This is a genomic window from Gemmatimonas sp. (assembly GCF_046594945.1).
Lineage (GTDB): Bacteria > Gemmatimonadota > Gemmatimonadetes > Gemmatimonadales > Gemmatimonadaceae > Gemmatimonas.
Map to the genome: position 1 here is coordinate 1 of NZ_JBKJRB010000026.1, position 21550 is coordinate 21550.

21 protein-coding genes and 1 pseudogene are annotated in these 21550 nt (G+C 64.9%); 12 read left to right on the forward strand and 10 right to left on the reverse strand.

Annotated features, from left to right (window positions below):
- Positions 1 to 581: pseudogene (locus ACLL97_RS03290) on the reverse strand (hypothetical protein); the annotation flags it as partial.
- A gap of 120 nt (positions 582 to 701) precedes the next feature.
- Between ACLL97_RS03290 and ACLL97_RS03295 the strand changes: the two are divergent.
- The 9 genes from ACLL97_RS03295 to ACLL97_RS03335 all read left to right on the forward strand — a co-directional run bounded on the left by ACLL97_RS03295 (position 702) and on the right by ACLL97_RS03335 (position 10062).
- A complete protein-coding gene (locus ACLL97_RS03295; RefSeq protein ID WP_411279051.1) occupies positions 702 to 1397 on the forward strand; it encodes a peptidylprolyl isomerase in 696 nt (231 codons plus the stop codon).
- 91 nt (positions 1398 to 1488) lie between these two features.
- Entirely contained in the window at positions 1489 to 3861 is a 2373-nt protein-coding gene (locus ACLL97_RS03300) for a bifunctional salicylyl-CoA 5-hydroxylase/oxidoreductase (protein ID WP_411279052.1), read from the forward strand.
- Positions 3858 to 4658: an SDR family NAD(P)-dependent oxidoreductase gene (locus ACLL97_RS03305; RefSeq protein ID WP_411279053.1), complete on the forward strand. Its 801-nt coding sequence runs from the start codon at positions 3858 to 3860 to the stop codon at positions 4656 to 4658. The genes ACLL97_RS03300 and ACLL97_RS03305 overlap by 4 nt, the downstream gene beginning before the upstream one ends.
- The gene (locus ACLL97_RS03310) at positions 4655 to 5110 is read left to right on the forward strand and encodes a MarR family winged helix-turn-helix transcriptional regulator (protein WP_411279054.1); all 456 of its coding nucleotides are present in this window, start codon (positions 4655 to 4657) and stop codon (positions 5108 to 5110) included. The genes ACLL97_RS03305 and ACLL97_RS03310 overlap by 4 nt, the downstream gene beginning before the upstream one ends.
- The gene (locus ACLL97_RS03315) at positions 5107 to 5949 is read left to right on the forward strand and encodes an enoyl-CoA hydratase family protein (RefSeq protein WP_411279055.1); all 843 of its coding nucleotides are present in this window, start codon (positions 5107 to 5109) and stop codon (positions 5947 to 5949) included. Before ACLL97_RS03310 ends, ACLL97_RS03315 begins: the two co-directional genes overlap by 4 nt.
- Positions 5950 to 5951: 2 nt before the next feature.
- Positions 5952 to 7136 (forward strand): acyl-CoA dehydrogenase family protein, encoded by a 1185-nt coding sequence (locus tag ACLL97_RS03320; protein WP_411279056.1) that lies wholly within the window; start codon positions 5952 to 5954, stop codon positions 7134 to 7136.
- Positions 7137 to 7226: 90 nt separating this feature from the next.
- Positions 7227 to 8864: an AMP-binding protein gene (locus tag ACLL97_RS03325; RefSeq protein WP_411279102.1), complete on the forward strand. Its 1638-nt coding sequence runs from the start codon at positions 7227 to 7229 to the stop codon at positions 8862 to 8864.
- A complete protein-coding gene (locus ACLL97_RS03330) occupies positions 8864 to 9277 on the forward strand; it encodes a RidA family protein (RefSeq protein ID WP_411279057.1) in 414 nt (137 codons plus the stop codon). The genes ACLL97_RS03325 and ACLL97_RS03330 overlap by 1 nt, the downstream gene beginning before the upstream one ends.
- A complete protein-coding gene (locus ACLL97_RS03335; RefSeq protein WP_411279058.1) occupies positions 9274 to 10062 on the forward strand; it encodes an enoyl-CoA hydratase-related protein in 789 nt (262 codons plus the stop codon). The genes ACLL97_RS03330 and ACLL97_RS03335 overlap by 4 nt, the downstream gene beginning before the upstream one ends.
- Here the strand turns inward: ACLL97_RS03335 and ACLL97_RS03340 are convergent.
- The 5 genes from ACLL97_RS03340 to ACLL97_RS03360 all read right to left on the reverse strand — a co-directional run bounded on the left by ACLL97_RS03340 (position 10052) and on the right by ACLL97_RS03360 (position 13017).
- Positions 10052 to 10690 carry an outer membrane protein gene (locus tag ACLL97_RS03340; RefSeq protein WP_411279059.1) on the reverse strand — a complete coding sequence of 213 codons (639 nt, stop codon included), beginning with the start codon at positions 10688 to 10690 and terminating at the stop codon, positions 10052 to 10054. The two genes, ACLL97_RS03335 and ACLL97_RS03340, sit on opposite strands and share 11 nt — an antisense overlap.
- A gap of 35 nt (positions 10691 to 10725) precedes the next feature.
- Entirely contained in the window at positions 10726 to 11541 is an 816-nt protein-coding gene (locus ACLL97_RS03345; RefSeq protein ID WP_411279060.1) for a hypothetical protein, read from the reverse strand.
- 189 nt (positions 11542 to 11730) lie between these two features.
- The gene (locus tag ACLL97_RS03350) at positions 11731 to 11907 is read right to left on the reverse strand and encodes a hypothetical protein (protein ID WP_411279061.1); all 177 of its coding nucleotides are present in this window, start codon (positions 11905 to 11907) and stop codon (positions 11731 to 11733) included.
- Complete coding sequence (locus ACLL97_RS03355; protein WP_411279062.1) at positions 11904 to 12563, reverse strand: VWA domain-containing protein; 660 nt, start codon at positions 12561 to 12563, stop codon at positions 11904 to 11906. Before ACLL97_RS03355 ends, ACLL97_RS03350 begins: the two co-directional genes overlap by 4 nt.
- Before the next feature lie 52 nt (positions 12564 to 12615).
- Complete coding sequence (locus tag ACLL97_RS03360) at positions 12616 to 13017, reverse strand: ion channel (protein WP_411279063.1); 402 nt, start codon at positions 13015 to 13017, stop codon at positions 12616 to 12618.
- 195 nt (positions 13018 to 13212) lie between these two features.
- Between ACLL97_RS03360 and malQ the strand changes: the two genes are divergently transcribed.
- The gene (malQ, locus tag ACLL97_RS03365; protein WP_411279064.1) at positions 13213 to 14697 is read left to right on the forward strand and encodes a 4-alpha-glucanotransferase; all 1485 of its coding nucleotides are present in this window, start codon (positions 13213 to 13215) and stop codon (positions 14695 to 14697) included.
- Here malQ and ACLL97_RS03370 read toward each other — a convergent pair.
- Positions 14694 to 14999, reverse strand: coding sequence for a superinfection immunity protein (locus tag ACLL97_RS03370; RefSeq protein WP_411279065.1), 306 nt, complete (start codon positions 14997 to 14999; stop codon positions 14694 to 14696). The genes malQ and ACLL97_RS03370 overlap by 4 nt on opposite strands.
- 17 nt (positions 15000 to 15016) lie before the next feature.
- Between ACLL97_RS03370 and ACLL97_RS03375 the strand changes: the two genes are divergently transcribed.
- Positions 15017 to 15832, forward strand: a complete 816-nt coding sequence (locus tag ACLL97_RS03375) for a hypothetical protein (RefSeq protein WP_411279066.1) — start codon at positions 15017 to 15019, stop codon at positions 15830 to 15832.
- A 26-nt stretch (positions 15833 to 15858) separates the two neighbouring features.
- Here ACLL97_RS03375 and ACLL97_RS03380 read toward each other — a convergent pair whose 3' ends face one another.
- Positions 15859 to 17121, reverse strand: a complete 1263-nt coding sequence (locus ACLL97_RS03380) for a hypothetical protein (protein ID WP_411279067.1) — start codon at positions 17119 to 17121, stop codon at positions 15859 to 15861.
- A 198-nt stretch (positions 17122 to 17319) separates the two neighbouring features.
- On the opposite strand from ACLL97_RS03380, the gene ACLL97_RS03385 reads away from it, so the two are divergent.
- A complete protein-coding gene (locus tag ACLL97_RS03385; protein ID WP_411279068.1) occupies positions 17320 to 18027 on the forward strand; it encodes a hypothetical protein in 708 nt (235 codons plus the stop codon).
- A gap of 152 nt (positions 18028 to 18179) precedes the next feature.
- Here ACLL97_RS03385 and ACLL97_RS03390 read toward each other — a convergent pair whose 3' ends face one another.
- Entirely contained in the window at positions 18180 to 19589 is a 1410-nt protein-coding gene (locus tag ACLL97_RS03390; protein ID WP_411279069.1) for a TldD/PmbA family protein, read from the reverse strand.
- Positions 19586 to 21235, reverse strand: a complete 1650-nt coding sequence (locus ACLL97_RS03395) for a TldD/PmbA family protein (protein ID WP_411279070.1) — start codon at positions 21233 to 21235, stop codon at positions 19586 to 19588. Before ACLL97_RS03395 ends, ACLL97_RS03390 begins: the two co-directional genes overlap by 4 nt.
- Between the last annotated feature and the right edge of the window lie 315 nt (positions 21236 to 21550).

Sequence of the window (21550 nt, forward strand, 5' to 3'; positions counted from 1 at the left end):
CCCACCAACACCCCCGCCGTCCCCTTCAACGCCACGCCGCGCACCGCGAAGAAGAACGCGGCCACACTCGCGGCGCCCAGCAACCACCCGGCGCGCTCCAATCGCGACCATCCGTGCATCAGCGACCGCGACCCATCGGTAATCAGCACCGCACGCCACCGCGGCCAGTCCCACGCCAGCAACCACAGGTTCGCCAGCAGCATCGGCACGGTGATTATCGGCGTTCCTTTGAATTCGATGGCGATCGTGAGCACCACCACGTTCACGAGAATCGGCAGGAACATTACCGCGCCATAGAACGCGGTGGCAGGAATCAGCAGCAGCACGCCGGCCAGCACCTGCGAGAGGCCGAGAAAGCGCCAATAGCCGCCAGTCTGATACATCGCTTCGAAGAAGGCGCCCACCGACGTGTTCACCCCCAGTGAGGTGAACCGCTCGCCCATCAGCTTCACACTGCCGGTGGGAATGAATGCCACGGCCAGGAGGATGCGGCACATCAGCGTCAAGCGGGCGGCGGCGGGGTGCTGCATCACGCGGGCGTTCAGCGCGTCGATTGGGCGCAGCGTCTCTTCGGTGGGCATGGATCACTGTACGAGCGCGTCCCCCGGAAGGATTCCTTATGGGCGCGCACGACCTCTCCCTGACGCCCCGCCCCCGCGAGCACTACCATCTCCGTCATGTCGTTCTCCCGCACATCTCTCATGCTTCGTCGCATCACCTCCGTCCTCGCCGGCGTTGTCGCCCTTACGGCCTGCCATCGCGCGCCGAAGGTCGCAATGCCAGCCACCGCGCCCACCGCCGCTCGCGCGCTCCTACTCGATCCCGCCAACGCCGAGTTCACACGCCAGGCTCCGCCGGTCTCGCGTCTCCGTTTCGAGACCAGCAAGGGCGTGTTCGTACTCGAACTCCACCGGGACTGGGGGCCGCTCGGCGCCGACCGGCTCTATAACCTCGCCCGGCTCGGCTACTTCACCGACACCCGCTTCCACCGCGTGCGCGCCGCCTACATCGCCCAGTGGGGACTGCACGGCGACTCGTCCGTAAACGCGGCGTGGAAGGGTCGCTATCTCCGCGACGACCCGCCCCGCTCACGGAATACCCGCGGCACCTTCGCTTTTTCGTACGAGGGTCCCGGTCGCGAGAACACGCGCAACACGCAGATCTATGTGAACCTCGCCGATAATCCGCGCAACGACGCTGAACCGTTCACGATCCTCGGCACGGTCGTCGAAGGGATGGCCGTGCTCGACGGCCTGTTCAGCGGCTACGGCGAAGACGCCGGAAGCGGGGTGCGACAGGGCAAGCAGGGTCCGCTCGAGCGCGGCGGCAATGCCTACATGGATCGCGAGTTTCCCAAGCTCGATCGCATTACCCGCGTTACGATCCAGTCGCCTTAATCGATCTCCAGCAACGGTGATCATCAAATTCCTTGATATTTGAAGTAATTGGTCGTACCGTCGGAGCGTGCCCCCTCAGGGAGAGAACGCGATGAACGTGGTAGTCGTCGGTGGTGGACCGGGCGGACTCTATGCCGCGCTGCTGATGAAGCGGCGTGATCCGCGTGCGCAGATTACGGTTATCGAGCGACATCGCCCCGGCGACACGTTCGGCTGGGGCGTCGTGCTGTCCGACCAGACCGTCGCGAATCTCCGTGCCGCCGACCCTGAAAGCGCCAACGAGATCGCCGCCGCGATGCACCGCTGGGACGACATCGCAATTCACTTCGCCCAACGCACCATGCGCTCGGGCGGACACGGCTTCAGCGGCATCGGTCGCAAGAAGCTGCTCTCCGTTCTTCAGCAGCGCTGCCGCACGCTCGGCGTAGTGTTGCGCTTCGAGACCGACCTACCGCCGGCTCATCTCGAAACAGTGATCGCGGTCGAGCAGGCGGATCTCGTGGTCGTAGCCGACGGCATCAACAGTCGTCTGCGCGAACGCTTTGCCAGCACCTACCGTCCCGACATCGACCTGCGTCGCTGCCGATACGTCTGGCTGGGCACCCCCAAGCGCTTCGATGCCTTCACGTTTGCGTTCAAGGAAACGCCGATCGGCTGGTTTCAGGCGCACGCGTATCAGTTCGACGGCGATACCAGCACGTTCATCGTGGAAACGCCGCAGGAAGTCTGGGAGCAGGCGGGAATCGCCGAGATGTCAAACGGCGAGTCGATCGCCTTTTGCGAGTCGTTGTTCGCCGACGTGCTCACCGGCGAGCCGCTCATGAGCAACGTCGCGCACCTGCGGGGCTCGGCGCAGTGGATCCGCTTCCCGCGCGTCACCTGCGCCGAGTGGGTGCACTGGCTCGACACGGCGCGCGGTCGGGTGCCGCTCGTTCTGCTGGGCGACGCGGCCCATACCGCACACTTCAGCATCGGCTCCGGCAGCAAGCTGGCCCTCGAAGACGCCATCGCGCTCGATACGCAGCTGGCGGCGCATCCGGGTGACGTCGCCTCGGCGCTGGCGCGCTATCAGGCCGAGCGGAGTGTGGAAGTGCTCAAGCTACAGAACGCAGCGCGAAATTCTACGGAATGGTTCGAGCATGTAGACCGTTATGCCTCGCTGGCCCCGGAGCAGTTCGCCTACTCGCTGCTCACACGCTCGCAGCGCATTTCGCACGAGAATCTTCGGGTGCGCGACGCGGCGTATGTGGGTGCGTTCGAGCGATGGTTTGCGCAGCAGGCTGGCCTCAGCATCGCCGCCGATGTCCTCGCACCGCCGGCCATCTTCACCCCGTTCACGGTACGCAGTGTCACGCTGCCGAATCGCATCGTCGTGAGCCCGATGGCCCAGTACTCGGCCACCAACGAGGGCATGCCCACCGACTGGCATCTCGTGCATCTTGGCGCGCGGGCCACCGGTGGCGCAGGACTCGTGATGACCGAGATGACGTGCGTGGCGCCCGATGCGCGCATTACTCCCGTGTGCCCGGGCCTCTGGAACGACGACCAGCGCGACATGTGGGCGCGTATTGTGCGCTTCGTGCACGAGCACTCGCAGTCCAAGATCGGGCTACAGCTCGGCCACGCTGGCGCCAAGGGCGCGACCAAAACCATGTGGGACGGCATCGATCAACCGCTCGAGCGTGGTGAATGGCCGCTGATCGCCGCGTCGGAAACCCAGTATCTCAGCGGCGAATCACAAACGGCGCGCGAGATGACGCGCGAGGACATGCGACGTGTGATCGGCGAGTTTGTCCAAGCGGCACAACGTGGCGCCACGGCCGGCTTCGACTGGTTGGAGCTGCACTCCGCGCACGGCTACCTGATGTCCGGCTTTTTGTCGCCGCTCACCAACCGGCGCACCGACGAGTACGGGGGTGATCTCGCCGCGCGTGCGAAATTCCCGCTTGAAGTGTTCGCCGCCGTGCGCGCGGTCTGGCCGGTCAACCGGCCGATCTCCGTGCGCATCTCCGCGCACGATTGGACGAACGGTGGCAATACCGACGACGATGCCGTGGCGATCGCCAAGCTGTTCCGGAACGTCGGTGCGGATATGATCGACGTGTCCGCTGGTCAGGTCGTGAAGAATGAGCGTCCGGTGTATGGCCGCATGTGGCAGACCCCGTTCGCTGATCGCGTTCGGCAGGAAGCAGGCATCGCGACGATCGCCGTGGGTGCGATCACCGACGCCGATCAGGCCAACGGCATCATTGCGTCGGGACGCGCCGATCTGGTGGCGATCGGTCGTCCGCACCTGACCAATCCGGCGTGGACCTTGATGGAGGCAGCGAAGTACGGCTACAACGGCGCGACCTGGCCAGTGCAGTATCTGGCCGGTAAATCGCAGCTCGATCGTCTCATCGAACGCGAGCGTACCATGCGCGCCGCCCTCGAGGGTGCTCCGCCAACCGGAGAGCTCACATGACTCTGCATACGCGTGATTCACTGCCAGTATTGACCGGTCGTCATGCATTGGTGACTGGTGCGAACCGCGGCATCGGGGCGGCGATTGTGCGCACGCTCTCGGCCGCCGGTGCGCGCGTGTCGCTGCTGGTGCGCAACGCCGCACGCGCGGAAGCCGTGGCGGCGACGTTAGCCGGACCGTACGCCGTGGTCGTCGCCGACGTCACCGATCATGAGGCGCTGGTGGATGCCTGCACGGCCGCCGCCAAAGCGCTGGGGCCGATAGACATTCTGGTGAACAACGCTGGCACCGCCGAGTCGGCGCCGTTTCTCAAGACCGAAACGGCCCTCTTCGATCGCATGATCGCGATGCACCTGATGGCACCCGTGTGGGCGTCGCAGGCGGTGCTCCCTTCCATGATCGAACGGAAATTCGGCCACATCGTGAACGTGGCCAGTGTGGCGGGTCTTATGGGTGCACCGTATGTCACGGCCTACACCGCAGCCAAGCATGCGATGGTCGGACTCACCCGTGCGCTCGCGCTGGAAGTTGCGCCGCGCGGCATTTCGGTGAATGCCGTGTGCCCGGCGTACACCGATACGGATCTGGTAAAGGGTGCCGTTGATCGGATTGTGCAGCGCACGGGGCGTTCAGGCAGCGACGCGTTGCACTCCATTCTCTCCGATGCGGGACAAGCACGAATCGTGACATCGGACGAAGTGGCCAGGGCGGTGTTCGCACTGTGCACTGCACCGGCTGGGTCGCCCGTGGGCCAGGCCATCGTGGTCGACGGGCGGGCGCCCGATGGTGAGCTGTGAGCACGACCGATCAGGAGTTACTGCGCCTCTGGCTGCGCTTGTTCACCACCACCACGCTCGTGGAGCGGCAGCTGGACAGCGCCCTCAAGCGCGAATTCAGCTCAACATTGCCGCGCTTCGACTTGCTGGCACAACTCGAGCGCGCTCCCGACGGCTTACGCATGGGCGAACTGTCCGAGCGCATCCTCACCACCGGCGGCAACGTGACGTGGCTCGTGCGCGCGCTCGAGGCCGAGAAGCTCGTGACACGCCGCGTGTCACCGACCGACAAGCGCGCCGCCATCGTGCGGCTCACGGCGGCCGGCAAACGACACTTCGCGTCGATGGCACAGGCGCACGAACGCTGGATCGCCGACATCTTCGCCACGCTGTCTCCCGACGACCGACGCTCCCTGCACGCGCGGCTCGGTGTCGTGAAAGATCGTGTCCGTTCACCGAGGAGTACCTCATGACCAATCCGATGTCGTCAATGCGCCGATCATTCGCGGCTCTCACCCCGCAGCACTTCACGTGGTCCACCGCGCACGACGCCCGTGTGGGCGTGATTACGCTGAACCGTCCGTCGCGAAAGAATCCGCTCACCTTCGAGTCGTACGCCGAACTGCGCGATCTCTTCCGCGATCTCAGCTACGCCTCGGACCTCCGTGCCATCGTGCTGACCGGTGCCGAGCACAATTTCTGCTCGGGTGGCGACGTGTTCGAGATCATCGAACCGCTCACGCGCATGGCCGTACCCGAGCTGCTGGCGTTCACGCGCATGACGGGTGACCTCGTGAAAGCCATGCGCGCCTGTCCGCAGCCAATCATCGCCGCCGTAGACGGCGTGTGCGCCGGCGCCGGCGCAATTCTCGCCATGGCCTCGGATCTGCGCCTCGCCACTCCGCAGGCGCGCACCGCCTTTCTCTTTTCGCGCGTAGGGCTCGCCGGCTGCGACATGGGCGCCTGTGCGCTACTGCCGCGCATCATCGGACAGGGGCGCGCCGCTGAACTGCTGTACACGGGGCGCGCGATGGATGCGGCCGAGGGTGAACGGTGGGGCTTCTACAACGCACTGGTCGAGCGTGACGCGCTGCTGCCCGAAGCCATTGAGCGGGCCGGCGATCTCGCCAACGGCCCCGCGTTCGCCCACAGCATGACCAAGACGATGCTAGCCCAGGAGTGGAACGTCTCGGTCGATCAGGCCATCGAGATGGAAGCGCAGGCGCAGGCGCTATGCATGGGGACGCAGGATTTCCGTCGCGCGTTCGAGGCCTTCGCGGCCAAGCGGTCCCCCGTGTTCGAGGGCAACTGACGATGCACGCGGCAATCGAGCATCTGGCGTGGCCGTTCTTCGACGAGGCGCATCGCGTGCTGGCGAGGTCGGTCACCGAGTGGACGACCGCGCAGGGCGTAGAGCCAACCGTGAACACAGAGACTGAGGTCGACGACGCCTGCCGGGCGTGGGTGCGCCGACTGGGTGCCGGCGGATTTCTGCGCTATTGCGTACCGGCGCCGTGGGGCGGTGCGCTTCCCACGCTTGACTCACGCGCCCTGTGCGTGTTGCGCGAGGCGCTGGCGGCGCACGATGGACTCGCCGACTTCGCGTTCGCGATGCAGGGGTTGGGCTCTGGAGCGATTACGCTGGGTGGCAGCGACGATCTGCGGGCCGAGTGGTTGCCGCGGGTGGCCGACGGTACGGCGATTGCCGCGTTTGCGCTGTCCGAGCCGGACGCCGGCTCCGACGTGGCGGCGATGCGCATGCAGGCCACGAAGACCGAGGCCGGCTGGCAACTCGATGGCGAGAAGACGTGGATCTCCAACGGCGGCATCGCCGACTTCTATTGCGTCTTCGCGCGCAGCGACGCCGAAGCGAACGGCAGCAAGGGCATCAGCGCCTTCTTCGTACGGGCCGACAACCCGGGGCTTCGCATTGCGGAACGCATTCCCGTGATGTCGCCACATCCGCTGGCGCTCCTGTCGTTCGAGCGGTGCGTCGTTCCGCACGACGCGCTCTTGGGTGTCGAAGGCGAGGGATTCTCACTCGCAATGCGTACGCTCGATATCTTTCGCGTATCGGTAGCCGCCGCCGCCACCGGGTTTGCCCGTCGTGCAATGCACGAGGCACTCCGCCAAGCCGAGTCACGCGCGATGTTCGGCGCGACGCTTGGTGCGCAGCCGTTGGCCCAGGCGATTCTGGGCGATATGGCCACCGATCTCGATGCGGCGGCGCTCATGACCTATCGTGCCGCGTGGCATCGCGATACCCAGAGCACCCGCGGCACCGGCGTCGCCGCCATGGCGAAGCTGGCCGGTACGGAACTGGCGCAACAGGTAATTGATCGCGCGCTGCAACTGCACGGTGGCCGCGGCGTACGCGTGGGTGAAGTGGTGGAGCGACTGTATCGCGACGTGCGCGCGCTGCGCATTTACGAAGGGGCGACCGAAGTGCAGCGCCTGCTCGTCGGCCGCGAGACCTTGAAGGCGTATCGTCAGCGCTGAGGAAAGGCCATGACGACGTCGCCATTCGAGCCTTCCCCATCGGCGCCTACGCCGTCGGCGCCTACGCCGTCGGCGCCTACGCCCGTGCTGCTGCATCCCAGTGGCCACGTCGACGGCTTCGCACGGGCCCAGCTGCCGCCGACCGAACAGTGGCCGGTGATCACGCTGGACGGTGTGTACGCGGCGCCGCCTCTCCTGAACGCCGCGGTGGAGCTGCTCGACCGTGCCCTCGAGGAAGGCCACGGCGACCGGGTGGCCATTCTCGTGCCCGACAACAACGGCGGATGGGAAGTGACCACCTACGCGCAGCTGGCGGCCCAGGTGGATGCGTTGGCGCACGTGCTGGTGAGCGACCTCGGACTGGTGTCCGGCAATCGCGTACTCTGCCGTGGATTCAACGGTCGGTTCATGACCGTGGCCTGGCTCGCGACGCTGAAGGCCGGCATGGTGGCCGTGACCACCATGCCGATGCTGCGCGCCGGTGAGTTGCGCCTGGTCATCGAGCGCGCGGAGTGCAACGCCGCGCTGTGCGATGCGCGGCTATTGGAGGATCTCACCAGTGCCGCCGCGAGCACACCGAGTGTGCGCACCGTGCGCTGCTGGGGCGGCGAGGGGACCGACGCCTTGGAGCATGCGATGGCCCGATACACCACGCCATTCGCCGCGGCGACCACCGCCAGCGATGATGTGGCCCTGATTGCCTTCACGTCGGGTACCACGGGCATTCCAAAGGGGTGCCTGCACTTCCATCGCGACGTGATGGCCATGTGCCGTGGCTTCTCGGAGCAGGTGCTCGGTATCACAGCGAGCGATCGCTGTATCGGAACGCCGCCGATTGCCTTCACCTTCGGACTCGGCGGACTGGTCTGCTTTCCGATGGCTGCCCGCGCCAGCGTGGTGCTGTTGGAGCGGGCGTCACCAGAAAGCTTGCTCGATGCGGTCGCGGCCACCGGGGCGACGATCAGTTTCACGGCGCCGACGTTCTACCGCCATATGGCGATCGCGATTCGTGAGCACCCCGGGCGCTTCGACACGGCCTCACTGCGCGTAACCGTCTCCGCCGGCGAAGCGCTCCCCGATGCCACGCGCACGCTCTGGCGCGACGCCACCGGCGTCGAGATGCTCGACGGTATCGGCGCCACGGAGTTGATCCACGTGTTCATCGGCGCGGCCAGCAGCCACTGGAAGCGCGGTGCGATCGGCCGCGCGGTTCCCGGCTACACCGTGGCCGTGCTCGACGACAACCTGCGCGAGGTCCCGACGGGCGAGGTCGGCAAACTCGCCGTGCGCGGCCCCACCGGCTGTCGCTATCTCGCTGATGCGCGCCAGACGACATACGTGCAGGGCGGCTGGAATCTCACCGGCGATGCCTGCACGATGGACGACGACGGCTATGTGTTCTTCAAGGCGCGCACCGATGATCTCATCATCTCGTCCGGCTACAACATCGGTGCGCCGGAAGTGGAGGGCGCGCTGTTGCAGCATGACGCGGTGGCCGAGTGCGCAGTGGTTGGTATTCCCGATGAAGAGCGCGGACAGGTCGTGTCCGCCTTCGTGGTGCTGCGGGCGGGCGTACACGGAAACGCGGCCCTCGCGCATGCCTTGCAGGAGCATGTAAAGGCCACGATCGCGCCGTACAAGTATCCGCGTCAGGTGCAGTTCGTGAGTGCACTACCCAAAACCAACACGGGAAAGCTCCAGCGTTTCCGTCTCAAGGAGAACAGCTGATGCATCGCACACTTCAGCCAACCGGATGGCCTCGTCCGCGCGGATACACCAATGGCATATCAGCGCGGGGTCGGCAGATTCATGTGGCCGGACAAATCGGTTGGAACGCGCAACAGCAGATCGTGAGTGACGACTTCGTGGAGCAGGCGAAGCAGGCGATGCGGAATATCGTCACGGTGTTGGCCTGCGATGGTGCCTCGCCCGAGCATCTCGTGCGTCTCACCTGGTACGTGACCGACCGCAATCGCTATCTCGCCAGCGGCGCTGCACTCGGTGAAGCGTATCGCGAGATTTTCGGCCGCAACTATCCCGCCATGTCGGCGGTGCAGGTGTGCGCGTTGATGGAAGCCGACGCAGTCGTCGAGATCGAAGCAACGGCCATCGTGCCGGACAACGACGACGGTCTCGCATGACCGCCGAGCGCGATGCTCCGCGTGACGTACTGGTCAGCGAAGGCACCGACGGCGTCGTCATCATCACGATCAACCGCCCTGACGTCCGTAATGCGCTTCGACATCAAACCATGAACGAACTGGCGGCGGCGATTGAAGCCGCCGATCGGGACGACGCCGTGCGCTGCATTGTGCTGGCCGGAAATGCACGCGCATTCGCGGCCGGTGCCGACATTCCCGAAATGCTGGCGCTCGATGGACCGGCGCTGATTGATCATCCGCGCACGATGGCTTGGCAGCGCATCTGGCGCTCAGGATGTCCGATGATCGCCGCCGTGGAAGGCGTAGCGTTCGGCGGCGGCAACGAACTCGTGTTGAGTTGCGACATCGCCATCGCCGGAGCAGCAGCGCGATTCGGCCAGCCGGAAATCACGCTGGGCTGGATGCCGGGCGCGGGCGGCACGCAACGGCTGGCGCGAAGCGCCGGGAAGTCGATGACGATGCAGCTGGTGCTCACCGGCGACCCTATCGACGCACAACAGGCCCAGCAGGCGGGCATCGTTTCGGAGGTCGTGCCGGCCGGCAGCGCGTTAGCCAGAGCCACCGACCTCGCGCATCGCATTGCCTCGCACCCGCGAGCCGCCACGCGATTAGCGAGGCAGGCCGTTCTCAATTCCTACGAGACGCCGCTCGGCGACGGGATCGACGCTGAGCACACGTCGTTCCGCTATCTGGCGTCGAGTGACGAGCGCAACGCGCGCCTGCGCACCTTCCTCGACCGTGCGCGCAATCTCGCTACTTCTTGAACCAGTAGCGCACGCCGATTCGAACGCCAAGCATATCGGACGTCATCTGAGCGAGTGGCTCAGGCCTTCCGTTCCGCTTCCACGTGCTGAAGTTACCGCTGGTATAGGTGCCCGCGCCTTCCACCGACATGGTCTCCGTCTGAAACACCATGACGCCGACGCTGACCGTGGCGCCACCGTTAAAGGCGCTAAAGTCACTGGTTATGCCGGCACTGTCGGCGTACGAGAACGCCAGCCGGCGAAGGGCGAGACCGGCTTCGGCAAACGGACGCACACGAGCGCCGGGCGACTGCATCCAGCGCAAGCCAAGATCACCTTGGAGCATCGCGTAGTCGGTCGACTCCGTGATGATCTCCGATTTCGACGCAAGGCGCGCCAGTCGGCCCACCAGCGACATCCGTGGCGTGGCGCCGTAGGACAGCTCGCCGCCGAAGCCGAAGGCGGCGCTGCCACTGGCACCGGAATAGATGGCGGTATTCATCTTGCCGCCTAGGCCGTGTACTTGCACGCTGATCCCCAGCGTAGACGGTGAGAGCGACTGAGCGCGCGCGAGCGGCGCGACGAGCAACACGGCAACGAACGGAAGTGCGGATCGCCGCACTGCGGCGCGAGAAACGAGAGAGGGCATGCGAGGTTCCGAGTGTACCAGGGGAGAGAACGCGATCATTCAGCGATGTATCGCCACGGCGCGGACGGCGAGGCACGACGCCAGATGGTGAAAAAGGCGGCGCCCGACGCGGGTGCACTGGAATCCTGTGGCACCTTTGGGCGGATCACGCCGAAGGTGATGCCGAGGTCACCACTCGACGCCACAAACGCGGTGTCTGCACTCCACGAAATGGTGGCCGGCTGGTCACCGTTCACGGGCGCCACGGTGCGCGCGATGTTGGCGGCGCCCACCACGAACTGGGGATCGTCGGCACCCATGTTCACGGCATCATCGGTTCCCAGGTCGGTGAAGGCGCGCGACAATCCCACACGCTGCGCGAGCGACGAGAAGCCTGCTTCCGCATTGACCAGGCTGCGGTAGTAGCGCGCGATCCGGTCGCCGGCGGCGGTCGCCTTCACGAGTCGCCGCGGCAATGACGGCGGCTGCGGTTCGGAGGCCAGCGGCGCGGCGCCGATAGGTCGACGCTTCCACGCGGCCACGCGCCAGCCGCGCGGTTCGCGCACCCAGTAGGCCATGTACTTCGAGTGCGCGAGGCGACCATCGGGGTGTTCGGCCGCGAGATAGCCGAAGGTGAAGCCGTGCAGACCATCGGCCGAGACACCACCGCGAATGGGTGCCCACGACAGCTTGGCCACGCTGTCGGGTGATTGCAGCATGGCACGAATGACGGCGACCTTGCCTTTCACGATCTCGCCGCGCTGCCACGGCGCGATGACGCCGTCGGCGAACATCGCGTCGAGGGCCGCCCGCATGGAGAGATCACTGCTCGTCTTTGAGAAGGCGCGATCGATGTCGAGCAGCGTGGTCACGGCCGCCAGTGACGCTGGATCGGCCGCCAGGCGGTCTCTCGCCGGGCGGTCTACTACCGGGCGTTCACCTGCTCGACGGGGCGCTTGCTGCGACTGAGCCGCGAGGCGTGCCCCGCCCTGGTGGGGAGTCACCAACGCCGCTAGAAGCAGCGCTGAAGCAGCGAAAAGTGTCGGGCGCATAGGAGAAATCTACGGCCCGACACTCTTCGTGGTTACGGCTCGCGCCTCAGCACATTGTTCGAGCAACACCGGATTGGGTTCGCTGACGTACAGATCGCCGAGATCGAAGGTGAAGGCGTTGGCGAGTGCCGTGGCGGGCCAGCTGGAATTCGTCGCGAACACGGCGACCGAGTCGTCCCGCGTCATCGTGACCGACGGCCCTTGGGCCGTGACCGACAGCAGATTGCCCAACTCCCGGCGAGCACGTCCTGTGCCTGGTCGGGGCGTTCGACGTACCAGCTGTTGCCCCCGCCGGCATCGGCCATGGCACGGAGCAGGTCGTCGTCGTAGCCCTCGCCAACGCCGATCGTGGTGGTTGTAATCCCCATCGTGCGGGCCGTGCGGGCCAGCTCCACCAGCGTCGAAGGATCGGTGATTCCGGCGTTCGCATGCCCGTCGGTGAGCATCACAATACGGCGGGACGATCCTTCCAACGAGCCGAGCAGACTGAGCGCCTGCTCCATATGCTGTCGACCACGAAGCCAGCCACCGCTGAGATTTGTCCTGCCACCAGTCTCGATCTCGTGCATCTGCTGCACCAGCTGCACCAGCTGCTGGTGGCGGGCGTGCGGGGCCGGCGGCGCAACCGGATCCACCTGATCGTCGAACACAACTACCGAGACTACGTCGTCGGGGTGCAGACGCTCGACGGCGCTGATGGAAGCGGCCTTGGCGGCGTCCGCTGGCGATGCGCCGGCACGTGGCCGGAAATGGTGAGGAGGGCCCGAACCACGACGCCGGCAGGACCGGTGGGCGGGGCGACGGGCTGGTGATCGACGAAAAGCACGGCATCCATCAGACAAACGCCGCGTTGGAGGGTGTCTGTACAGTGCGTGAGGGGACTGACAGTGGCCGCTATTCGTCGGGGGAGTGCTTGATCACACTCTCGATCTTGGGCAGCACCGAGACGATGCGTCCGCGAATCACGATCGTACACGCCACGGCAACCAGCCCCTGCGTCGCCGACACAAAGCGCGCGACCCCGAGCGGCCGAAGGTCGCCAAACCCAATCGTGAGCTGGGTGACGACGCTGAAGTAGATCGCGTCCATCCACCCGTCCGCGCCGGAAAGTTTGTCGAGCATGGAGACGTACACGATCCCGAAGCAAATCAACAGCTCGAGATAGTTGAGAAAGCTGAGCACCAGTGTCCGCACGGCCGACGAGATCACAACGCGCTCGTCGGTACGGAGCTGATCGAACACGCTGAGATGCACCGACGACTGGAAGCTGTCGACAATCTGGATGGTTGCCAGCACTCGCGGAATCCAAAGTGACCAGCCACCTCGATTTCCGCGACGCGCAGCAGCAGCAACTCGATGGCGAACCGGACAACGGACACAGGGAGAGCTCGCACACTCTAGTACGAACGCCGCTGGCGCCCCGGTGATCGCGGCGCGAGCTTGCCTCGCAGCATGTCCCTGCGACGCCACACCGACACGAGCCACGTTCGCATGCTGTTCCCTCGCGCTGCCGGAATCCTGCTGCACCCAACCTCGCTACCGTCTCCCGGCGGTATCGGGGATATGGGGCCCGATGCGTACCGTTTCGTCCGATGGCTGGCCGACGCGGGCATGAAGATCTGGCAGGTCCTTCCACTCGGTCCCACCGGATACGGCGACAGTCCCTATCAGTGCTTCTCGGCCTTCGCCGGCAATCCACTGCTGATTCATGTACCAGAGCAGGCTCGTGCGCGCTTCGGCCACGCTGACGACTCCGCGTCGGCGCCGCAGTGCGATTTCGGCACCGTGATCCCGGCCAAACGCGCGCTGCTCAATGCGTGGCTCGACACCATCGCCTACGACGACGCCGTGCGTGGGTTCGTGCGCGAGCAGGAGCCGTGGCTGCTCGACTTCGCGCTGTTCATGGCGCTCAAGGAGGCACACAGTGGTGCGTCGTGGACGTCATGGGAACCTGGAGCATCGCAGCGCGAGCCCGAGGCGCTGCGCGCATGGCGTGAAAAGCTGAAGCCGGCGATCGAGCGCTGCTACAAGGAACAGTATCTGTTTTTCGGACAGTTCAGCGCGCTCCGCAGTGCATGCGCCGCGCGGAACATCCAGCTTATGGGCGATGTGCCAATCTACGTCGCGCACGATTCCGCTGATGTGTGGGCCAATCGTTCGCTGTTCAAGCTGCACGACGACGGCACACTCATCGTGCAGGCCGGCGTGCCCCCCGACTACTTCAGCGAGACGGGTCAGCTCTGGGGGAATCCGCTCTATGACTGGGATCGCCTGGCGAGTGATGACTATCGCTGGTGGATCGGGCGGATGCGCGCGGCGCTGGCGATGTTCGATGTCGTACGTCTCGATCACTTCCGGGGATTCGAAGCTTTCTGGGAAGTCCCGGCGGAAGACACCACCGCCGTGAACGGGCGTTGGGTACCGGGACCAGGCGCTGCGCTCTTCAACGCGCTGACCGCGGCGCTCGGTCCGATGCCGATTGTGGCCGAGAATCTCGGATTGATCACGCCTGAGGTGGAAGCCCTTCGCACGCAGTTCGGCTATCCCGGTATGGCGATCCTCCAGTTCGCGTTCAGCGATCCGGCGTCTGAATTCATGCCGCATCGCTACGTTCGGGAGGTCGTGGTTTACACCGGGACACACGACAACGACACCACCGTCGGCTGGTGGAAATCGACCGGCGCGGGCGACTCCACGCGGGATCCGGACCGCGTCGAGGAGGAGAAAGCGTTCGCGCGAATGTATCTCGCCGCCGATGGCCACGAGATGCACTGGACGATGATCCGCGCGGCGTTCGCCTCGGTCGCCAACACGGCCCTCGTTCCATTACAAGACGTACTTGGCTTGGGCAGCGACACGCGCATGAATCTCCCTGGCCGTCAGGCGGGCAACTGGAGCTTCCGCTTTACCTGGGATCAGCTGCCGACGTCGCTGACGGCGCGGCTGAGCGATCTCGCGAGGACGTACGGCCGTTAAGCGCGTCGCACGCCGCCTGGTACGTGCTCGACATCCGCTTCACCGTCCGGCGGCGGCTCGTACGCATAGGTAAGCACCATCGACACGATCCAGCCGATCACCGTCCATCCTAAAAACACGTTGATGGCCGTAATCTTCCATCGGCGCGCGCTTCCGCGTTTCCACGCCAGCATCGACGGCAGGATATACACACCGAAGCAGGCGATGACCATCACGAAGCCTTTCGGAATGCCGCCGCCGGTGTACGCGCCAGTGAAGTCGGCCGAGGGCTCGAGCGATTGGAGTAGCAGTACGGACACCATTTCTGAAATATATACCCATGACCCACGACTTTCCGTTCGCTGACCTCGCCCTCGCCCGTCGCATCGAGCGCGCCGAGGGTCACGCCAACGCCGCCTTCGTGCACGCTCGGGCGCTCGTCTCACCGTCGTCTGGCGCGATGTCCCTCGATGTGGGCGGCACCTATGCCCTGTTCGACGGCGTGCACTCGCCGCTCACGCAGACCTTCGGATTGGGGGTCCTCGAGACACCGAGCGCGCCGCTGCTGGAGACGCTCGAAGCCTTCTTCCGCGAGCATGGCGCGACGGTGCTGCACGAAGTGAGTCCGGCGGTCGACCCGTCGGTGTTGGCCCTGCTCTCCTTGCGTGGCTATCACCCGATCGAACTGACGAGTATCCTCTTTCAACCGATCTGGGCAACGCCGGTGACGATCAATTCCGACGTATCCGTGCGTCGTATGCGTGACGACGAGGCGGACCATTGGGCAGAAATCGCGGCCAGTGGGTGGAGCGAATCGCCGGAGATCGTCGACTTCGTACGCAGCATGGGGCAGGTCAGCGCCCGCGCGAAGGATACCTATTCGTTCCTGGCCGAGTCGCAGGGCGCACCGATCGCCACCGGCAGCCTGCACCTGCACGAGGGTGTCGCCCTGCTGGCTGGGGCGAGTACGATTCCGTCTGCACGTCGTCGCGGCGCGCAGAATGCGCTGCTGTCGGCTCGGCTAGCGTTCGCACACGCACATGGCTGCGACCTCGCCGTGATGGGCGCGTTGCCCGGCAGTGCGTCGCAGCGCAATGCCGAGCGAAACGGCTTCCGGATCGCGTACACGCGCACAAAATGGGAGCTGAGCGCGTAGCGCACTCGTCTTACACTGCCGCGTCGTCAGAACTGCTGGCCGCCGCGTCCGCCGCCGAATCGCGGATTGACCACGGTATTGAAGATCGACCCGAAGGTGTAGCTCATACCGAGATTCATGAAGAAACGGTAGTTGGTGGCGAGCGCCTGCTGCCGCGCGATGACCTGATTGTCCGACAGCGCGCCGCGGCGCAGGTACAGCTGATCGTTCACCCGCGAATAGTTGCCGCCCACGTTGATCGCGAGCCCTTTGGCGATGCGCAGATCTGTGAACCCGCTGATCCCGTAGCTGTTGTATCTCACGTTGTGCAGATACTGCGAGCCGTACAGCGACATATTCACTGAACCCCATGGCTGCCGCGCATTCCACGCCACCGTGAGGTTGTGCACGGGACGCGTTTCGGTGGTGCGATCGTAGATCGTAATGTCCTGGTAGCGCATCGACGCCACACCGACGGCGTAGAACGCCGTGAGCTGGCGTCGCGTAAAGTCCTTGTACGGGAAAACATTGTACTCGACGGCCGGCGCCACACGCAAATTCAGATCATAGTTGTTGTAGTCGGAAAACTGCGAGCTGGCCGTGATCCCTGCCGAGAGGTGATCGCTGAGGCTCTTCACGACCAGCGCATTGCCGCCGTAGTTGCGCTGAATATTGGTAAAGGTCTCGCCATCCCCCAATTCGAAGCGACTCTGATCGTACCCGAGATTCGCGCTCAGAGTCACCTTCAGCGATTGCGTCACGCGATTGGCGCTGGTGGTGGCGAAGCCGTTCACGAACGATTGCCGCTTCTCTCCATTCCCGAAACCGTTCACCGATACACGGTAGACCCAGAAATTCCAGGGATCCTTCACCGACTTGGGGCTGGCCGAGGCCGCGCTGGGCGCGGCGTAGCTGAGCGTGATGCGCGAGGCGAGCGGCGTTCGCGCGGCATACGGACCGAGCAGCAACGAGAACGTGCGGGCCAGCTGTCGCCGCACCACATCGTCGGCGTCGTTGGGCGCTAGGAACACCACGGCCGTATCGGCGCGGCCTCGATTGGATGACTGCCCGATGGCCGCGATGGTGTACTCCGACCCGCCGGATCCAGTGCGCAGCGAGGTCACGAGCAACAGCACGTCGGACACCAACCGGTCGCGGACGAAGTTCACCCACCGCATCTGGTCACGGAAGAAATCATAGTCGCAGCGACTGCTCTGACAGTCGAGAAACACACGAACCGCACCAGCCTGTGACGTATCAGGGGCAGTAAGCGGGGCCGGCGACGTTCGCGGCACGATGGGCTGCGCCATTGTCGCTCCGGGGGCAATTGCCAGGAGCAGGATCGTAACGAGAGGAGGGACCAAGCGCATTGAAGGAGGGGAAGGGGGCGGGAAGAACCGCGACGCCGTGACTTTCGCTTGTCCGGACGCCATCATCATTCAGACAGTGCCAGCTACTCAGATCGTTTACACAATGTTTCCCAACCCTCTTTTCTTACAAACTGCCCCATGACCAGCGATCGTCGCATTTTCCTGAAAACGGCCGGACTCAGCGCGGCAGCGCTGGCGTCAGCATCCTCCGTGCTGCACGCCGCTGAACCGGCCACCTCACCGCCGCCCACTGCGGCGCAGGAACTCGAGGCATGGGAGCAGACGCGCGCCGAGTCGTGGGACATCAGTTGGACGAAAAAGGTTACCGGCAAGCACAAAGCGATGTTCGACGTGCCCGAGATCGAGGGCGGCGTGGGCATCTTCCGTGCTGGCATCTGGGGGCGACAGTACACCGAAGTCCTGAAGCTCGCGCCAAGCGACCTGAGCACCGTGATCGTGATTCGTCATGCCGCGATTCCGCTGGCCATGAACAGCGCCTATTGGGCCACCTACGGCGTGGGCAAGGAGCGCAAACTGAAGGACGAGAAGGGCAGGAAATGGGCGATGGCCAACCCGATGCTTTCGACGGCCAGCACGGACATGACGAACTCGTTCTCCGCACTGTTGCTGGATAAGCAAATGGAAAACGGCGCCATCGTACTCGGTTGCGGCATGGCCTTCAATCAGCTGGTTACCACCGTCGCGAAGCAGGACAAGCTGCCGCCCGCTGAGGCCCGCGAAAAGGCCAAGTCATTTCTCATTCCCGGCGTGATTCTGCAACCTTCGGGGATTTTCGCCAACGTGATGGCGGAAGAGGCAGGGTGCGCGTTCGTGAACGCGGTGTAGACCAGTTGTACTCACTGATACTGTGAACGGCCCAATGCGTAGGGGGCAGGGAGGAGGGTATCAGGAGGGAGGGCGCCGGTGGGCATTCCCTGCTTCCTCGTACCCGAGTCCCTCCCCCCTGCCCCCTAAGCCGTTGGCAGTTTCTTTACTGCCTACACCGCATCCGACAACGAGCTGAACGTAAAGTCCCGCACCTTGATAGGCGGCATATAGACCGCGCCGCCGGCGCTGAGGTTCTCCGACGCATTAATGCGAATCGTCGGACCCATCGCTTCCAGATTGTTCAGGAAGAAGATCGGCGACTCGTTGAAACGGAAGTTCTTGATCGGGCGCGTGACTTTGCCGTTCTCGATCAGGAACGTGCCATCTCGTGTGAGTCCCGTATACAAAATCGTGCGCGGATCGACGCCGCGGATGTACCAGAAGCGCGTCACCAAAATACCGCGCTCGGTGTTCTTCACCATGTCAGCGAGGCTCGTGGTGCCGCCCAGCAGGCGCAGCGAACGCGCGCCACCACCACCGCCACCGCCACCACCGCCACCGCCCGCGCGCGTGGGCGGCACGCCCTGCTTCTGCGCCCAGAAGCGGTCGTAGTTCAGATTCTTCACCACGCCGTTCTCGATCCAGGTGACCTTCTCCAGCGGGATGCCGTCGCCGTCGTAGCCGCCGCTCGTGCTCGGCGAATCGGCCGGGTCGGTCACCAGCGTTACCCGCTCGTCAACCACCTTGAGCCCGATCTTGTTGCCACCGCCTTGCTTCGAAAAGAACGAGCGGCCTTCGTCAGCCGAACGCGCCTGCATAGCGCCGGCGATCAGCTGCACGAGATTGCCCACGGCGGTGGGCTCGAGGATCGTGGTGTAGCGACCGGGCTCGATCGCGACCGGGCTGCGCGAGTCCTTGGCCTTTTGTACGGCCGTGGCAGCCACGCGCGCCGGGTCGAGATCGGAGAACGTGTTGCCATCGGTGCAGGCCCAACCCGAACCGGTGCCGTCGGGCGAACGCACGGTGGTCGTCATCGTGACCGAGGAACTCGAGTCGTACGCGAACAACCCCTTCGAGTTGGCGAGCGCCGACGCACCAGCGCGGCATTCGATGAAACCCGTCGCGATCAGCTCGTTCGCACGCGCCAGTTCGGTCACGATCTTCGACGCCGCCGCGCGTTCGGTGGGCGTGGGCAGCGTGATGCTACGCTCGCGCGTCGCCGGATAGCGCTGCGCGCCAAGCTCCGGCATGCGCTCCGGATTGGGCGGCACCAGCTTCGCGATCTCGTACGCCTGCTTCGCGGCCGCCGCGAGCGACGCTTCGTCGAGACGATTGGTGTTCACGCTGGCCGCACGATTGCCGGCGTAGGCCGTGATCGTGACCTGCGTATCCTGATTCTCACCCGACGTGGTGACCTGATTCAACGCGAAGCGCGTGTCCGCGCGCGCCGTACTATTGATCGAAACGCGTGTCTCTTCCGCCGGCGAATTACGCAGCGCGCGCAGCGCGATTTCCTGCGCCTCGGCACGGGTGAGGATTCCCGCAGGCGCGTACAGAGAACGGGGGCCGAAGTCGCTCACGCCCTCCTCCCGGTGTTGATGATGTTGGTCTGCTGAAAGAGCGACGGCACGCAGCCGTGGCTCACGGAGTTCGACTGACCCGGCTGTCCCTTGGCATCGCCGAAGGCGCCGCCCAATTCGTAGCTCTTCTGGCCACCGATCGCCTTGAGCGACTTCCAGAAATCCGGCGTGCGGAACTGATACGCCACGTCCTTGAGCTGACCGATGATCTTGCCACCCTTCACTTCGTAGAAAATCTGACCGGCGAACTGCCCGTTGTAACGCTGCTGATCGATCGAGAACGATCCATCGCCCACGATCGCGATACCCTTGTCCATCGTGCCGATCATGCTCTCGAACGTGTTGTCGTTAGTGCCCGGCACCATGCTCACATTCGGCATGCGCTGGAACTGCACGTCGGCCCAACTCTGCGCGTACGAACAGCCGTAGGAACGCACCGGCTTACCGACGCTCGTGTAGTAGTCAGTCATCATGGTGGCCTGCTCGCGCGTGGTCTGATAATCCACGAACACGCCGTTCTTGATGATGTCGAACTTCACCGGCTTCACCGCTTCGTCGTCCCAGCCGATCGCGCCGAGCGATCCCTTCTGCTCGCGATCACCAACCACGTTCAGCAAATCGGATCCGATGCGCAGCTTGCCGAGCACCTGCGCCGGCGGCGCGATGAAGCTCGTGCCGGCGTAGTTGGCCTCGAAGCCGAGCGCGCGATCGAGCTCGGTAGGGTGCGCGATCACTTCGTGCACCGTGAGCCACAAATTCGACGGGTGCAGCAGCAGGTCATAGCGACCCGGCTCCACCGGCTTCGCACTCAACTTCTGCACCGCCAGCTCCGCCCACTTGGGCGCGCGTTCGGCCATCTTCGAGTTGATCACCCACTCGTAGCCCAGACCCATCGGGGCGATCTCACTGCTCTGCACCGTCTGGAAGTCGGAGAAGTCGGCCGACACCGCCGTGATCGACATGCTTGGCGACGTGCGATAGATCGTCTGCACGACAAACGATCCGTCGCTCGTCATCAGTGATTTCTCTTCGCGCAGGAAGAACATGCTCGACGTGACGTTGCGTACACCCTTCACCGCCAGCGCCGACTCGTTGGCCGCGAGTAGCAGAGCCACCTTGTCGGTGATCGGCACCGTGAACGGATCGGTTTCGATCGGACTCTTCCACTCGCCGTTCTGATTGCCGGGCGTGGGGGCGAGCTGCACGGGGCGCAGCTGACTGGCGCGATTCGCGCGGGCCTGTTCGAGCGCCGCGCGGGTGGCGGTGGCCACCGAATCCTTGTCGAGACGGCTGGTGGCGGCAAAGCCCCACGCGCCGTCCACCAAGGTGCGTACGCCGAGCCCGAAGGTGTCGGTGTCGCTCACCCCCTGCACGATGCGATCACGCGTGTTCACGTTCTGTTGGCGGCGGGCCGCCACACGCACGTCGGCATACGAGGCCCCGCCCGACTTGGCGACGTCGAGTGCCGCCTGCATGAGGGCCTTGACGGCCGGATCGTCGGCCGATGGCAGGTCGGACGAGAGGAGGCCGGGGGCGGCGATCAGCGTGCCGGAGGGGGCCATGGCGGAGGCCGATCGCGAAGCGACCAGACCACCGGCGGCCACAGCGGCGCTGGCCTTGAGGAACTCGCGGCGGGAGCGTGTCATGAGCAGTTCATGAGCAGGGCGGGAGGAGACGCGGACAGACCACGGGCGTGTCTGGCATGGACCAACAGTCGATGCAACTTACGCGGGCGACCGCGGTCGTGTTGAGCGTGGCGGGTCCGAATTCCCTTTGGGGAGACACGGCCGGGCGCCGGGCAGGACTTGGCCGAACCACCCCAGAGTCGTCAGCACGCGAGCGGCTGACGACAGGTGATTGTGCTCGCCTGCGCAGGGATATCCCAGTTCAGGTCCCCCCACGGTTCGACTGGTCTTGCCCTTTTCGCCCTACGGCTTACGGATTGCGTACGTCACGGATCG